Annotated in this window: 5 protein-coding genes; 2 read left to right on the forward strand and 3 right to left on the reverse strand. The window is 69.0% G+C overall.

All coding sequences use genetic code 11. The features are described from left to right. Nucleotides 1-488 precede the first annotated feature (488 nt). Complete coding sequence (locus tag DAT37_RS44730; protein WP_157979011.1) at nucleotides 489-647, forward strand: hypothetical protein; 159 nt, start codon at nucleotides 489-491, stop codon at nucleotides 645-647. An 84-nt stretch (nucleotides 648-731) separates the two neighbouring features. Continuing rightward, complete coding sequence (locus tag DAT37_RS43555) at nucleotides 732-1,943, forward strand: helix-turn-helix domain-containing protein (protein ID WP_157979012.1); 1,212 nt, start codon at nucleotides 732-734, stop codon at nucleotides 1,941-1,943. 12 nt (nucleotides 1,944-1,955) lie between these two features. On the opposite strand, the gene DAT37_RS43560 is transcribed toward DAT37_RS43555, so the two are convergent. The 3 genes from DAT37_RS43560 to DAT37_RS43570 all read right to left on the reverse strand — a co-directional run. After that, nucleotides 1,956-2,762, reverse strand: a complete 807-nt coding sequence (locus DAT37_RS43560) for an SDR family NAD(P)-dependent oxidoreductase (RefSeq protein WP_109530849.1) — start codon at nucleotides 2,760-2,762, stop codon at nucleotides 1,956-1,958. Beyond that, nucleotides 2,750-3,157 carry a MaoC/PaaZ C-terminal domain-containing protein gene (locus DAT37_RS43565; protein WP_109530850.1) on the reverse strand — a complete coding sequence of 136 codons (408 nt, stop codon included), beginning with the start codon at nucleotides 3,155-3,157 and terminating at the stop codon, nucleotides 2,750-2,752. The genes DAT37_RS43560 and DAT37_RS43565 overlap by 13 nt, the downstream gene beginning before the upstream one ends. Further along, nucleotides 3,154-3,489 (reverse strand): MaoC family dehydratase N-terminal domain-containing protein (locus DAT37_RS43570; RefSeq protein WP_109530851.1); only part of this gene is annotated, 336 nt, incomplete at its 5' end. The genes DAT37_RS43565 and DAT37_RS43570, both read right to left, overlap by 4 nt.

A 3,489-nucleotide genomic window follows, 5' to 3' on the forward strand; every position in this document is an offset into this window, starting at 1 on the left:
CGGCCTCACCCGACTGGTGGCCGGCCCGCTGCTGGCGTTCACCGGACGTCAGTTCCCCCGATCAAGGCGGTGTGCGTCGGAGGACCGGCCGTGGGGAACCGCCGAGCAGGCGGCTGCGTCAACGGCGGAAGCCACCGCCTTGGGCGCCTTCTCATGTGTCTGCCCCGCATGAGCTTGCTCCTTCCCCCTGAGTCCGCTTCTGGCTCTTATGGTCGATTCGACCGAGAGGTGCCGTCGGATCAGTCGCCGGCCGTGGCTTCTGCCCGGGGGGACGAACGGGTGCCTGAAGACGAACGGGTGCCTAAATAGGTCAGGCCGCTTCAGGAACCATGCGAAGCCTTTCTGCCGCGCCGAGGCCGACGCAGACTCGGGAACGCCGGGAAACGTCGCCAGGCCGAAGCCGAAGGGCCGGGAGGCCGGACGTACCCGAGCCAAGCGAGTCACCACGTGACCACCAGCGGACATCCGCTGACCTCAAGGAGCGGGACATGAAGCTTGTATCTCGCGTCGCCATGCTGGGCGTCGCCTCCGCCATCATGACCACCACGTTGGGCCCTGCGGCTGACCGCCCTTCGCGGGCCGCCGCGGACGGCCTGCCCCTCCCACCACCCTCTATCGCTATCCACAACAGCAACATCTGGGGCTGACCAAGACAAGCGTGATCATGACATGGCCTGCCGCACGGGTGCTGTGGCAGGCCATGGCAGGCAACGGGCCGGCAAGGAGACGCAGTGCTCAGCAACACACACGTCGAAGACCTGGGCTCCCTACTTCGCTCGTACCGTCGTCGCGCCAGGCTGTCTCAGCAGGCCCTGGCGGACCTGAGCGCGGTCAGCGTCCGCGCCATCCGCGACCTCGAATCCGGCAGGGTCAAGCATCCACGCAGGGAGACGGTGAGGCTTCTGGCCAACGGCCTCCGCGTCGAGGGATCGCGCCGCGCCGCGTTGGAGGCCGCAACCGGGCTGCCGGAAGACGCCGGTGAGCTCAAGGCGCTCGACAGCGCCAGGAGGATCCCCGTACCCACCGGCGAGCTGGTCGGGCGCATCGCGGAACGCGAGCTACTGCGCGAGCTGGTCGGCTCGGGTGAACGGCTGACGGCGGTCGCCGGGCTTGGCGGGATCGGCAAGACCCGCCTGGTCATGGAGGTGGCCAACGAGCTGCACGGCATTGAGCAGGTGGTGTTGTGGGTCTCAGACGTCATCGCGGAGGATCTGCTCACCGCAGAGATCGCGCTGGCGGACGCCATCGGGCAACAGGCCACCGTGCTGGTACTGGACGGCTACGACGTCCTCGGCGGACATGCCGATGCCGTGTACGCCCTTCTGCACCGCTGCCGGCGACTCCGCGTCCTGGTGACGACCCGGCGGCCGCACCACTTCCAGGGCTGGCGCCTGTTGCCGCTCGCCCCGCTGCAGGTACCGGTGGAGGCGGAAAACGCGGCCCCCGAGCATTCCGAGGCCGGACGGCTGCTGGTTCGCCATCTCAGACACGCACATCCCGGGTTCACCCTCGACGCCGCCAACGCGACAGTGATCGCCGACATCTGCCGGCAGGTCGATGGCATTCCCGCGGCCCTGGAGGTGGTCGCCCAGTGGAGCCTGGTGCATCGGCTCGACGAGCTGCGGGACGAACTGCTGGGCGACCCTGCCGCGCTGTCGGCCTGGCCGGTGCGCACCGGCGGCGGGCAGGGGCCGGCCGAGGTCATCCCGCAGGCGATCAGCTGGCTCGATCCGGCCGGGCGGAAGGTGCTGGCAGGCGCCGCGCACATCGGCACCGCCTGGTCCGTCAAGGACATCTCGGTAGCGTTGCACCTGCCGGTCAGTGACGTCGCCAAGCAGGTGCACACCTTGTTGATGCTCGGGCTGGTGCGGCGGAAGGAGACCTCCGGCGGAGTGCGCTTCGAGATCCTCAGGAGCGCTCGCCGATTCCTCCAGGCGGGCTGACTAGCGTGAGGGCTACAAGGCGAATCCGCCGCCGCACACGACGACCTGGCCGCTGATGTAGTCGGATTCAGGCGTGCACAGCAGGTAGACCGCGCCCGCGGCTTCCTCCGGCGTGCCCGCCCGGCCGAGGGGGATGCTGCCCTTCAGGGCCTCCAGCAGGTGGGCGCCTATACCGATCTTGATCTGCTTGCCGTACATGGTGATGCTGGCGCCCTCGTCCGCGGGTGTCTCGGTCAGCCGCGTGGCGATCAGGCCGAAGGCCACCGCGTTGACGTTGACGCGGTGTCGGCCCCACTCCTTGGCCAGCGTCTTGGTCAGGCCGGCCACGCCGGCCTTGGCCGCCGCGTAGTTGGCCTGCCCCGGGTTGCCGCCCAGGCCGGCGACCGAGGAGATGTTGACGACCTTGCGGTGGTACTCGACGGGGTGGGTTTTCAGGTACGGCAGGGCGGCACGCAGGATTCTGAAGGGCGCTTTCAGATGGAGGTCGAGGATGGCGTCCCATTGCTCGTCGGTCATCTTGTGGATGACCGCGTCCCAGGTGTAGCCGGCGTTGTTGACGATGATGTCCAGGCCGCCGAAGGAATCCATCGCGGTCCGTACGAACCGGTGCGCGAAGCTCAGCTCCGTCACGTCGCCCGGGCAGGCCACCGCCTCACCACCCACGGACTTGACCGCTGCGACGGTCTCTTCGGCCGGCTCGGGGTCGAGGTCGTTGACGACCACGCCGGCGCCCTCCGCAGCCAGTTTCAACGCGATGGCCCGGCCGATGCCGCGACCCGCGCCTGAGATGATCGCGACCCTTCCGGTCAGCCTGTCCACGCGCCCTCCTCCAAGTCGATGACGGCGGTGCCGCGCAGCGTCACCGTCCCGTCGGCCAGCGTCACCGCGAGCTCTAGCCGGGCGGTCCCGCCCTCGACCGCGGTGACGGTTCCGGTGCAGACGGGCTCGGCGTGGAGCGGGGTGATGGCGGTGAAGCGCACCTCGTACGACCTGATGCGCTCCTGCGGCACCAACCGGGTGAGCAACCGGCCGAGATAGGCCATGGAAAGCATTCCGTGGGCGAAGACATCGTCGTGGCCGGCCGCCCTGGCAACGTCGATGTCGAGGTGGAGGGGATGGTGGTCGCCGGAAGCGCCCGCGTAGAGCGCCAGCCGGAGGCGATCGATCGGCGGGAGCCGGAGCGGCGCGAGACAGTCACCGTGCTGGACATTCACGGGGCAGCCTCCGGATTGCGTACGACGAGGACAGTGGTCAGCCGGGCGATGGGGGCGTCGTGGCGGGTGACGTCAGTGGTGCGTACCAGGAAGTCCAGGGCTCCGCCCTTCTTGCTGTAGACGTCCGTGAGCCGGGAGTCGTAGGTCAGCAGGTCGCCGGCGTAGGCCATCGCGTAGTAGGTGAAGCGCTGTTCCCCGTGCAGCAGGCGGCTCATGTCGACACCTAATGCCCGCACATAGCCCAAAGGGTCGGGGTGCTCCATCTCCAGGCAGAACAGAAAGGTCGGCGGCACCGGCAGGTCGCGGTGCCCCGCGGCGCGCGCCGCGGCCAC

Source organism: Nocardia aurea, from assembly GCF_003123685.1.
GTDB classification, from domain to species: domain Bacteria; phylum Actinomycetota; class Actinomycetes; order Mycobacteriales; family Mycobacteriaceae; genus Nocardia; species Nocardia aurea.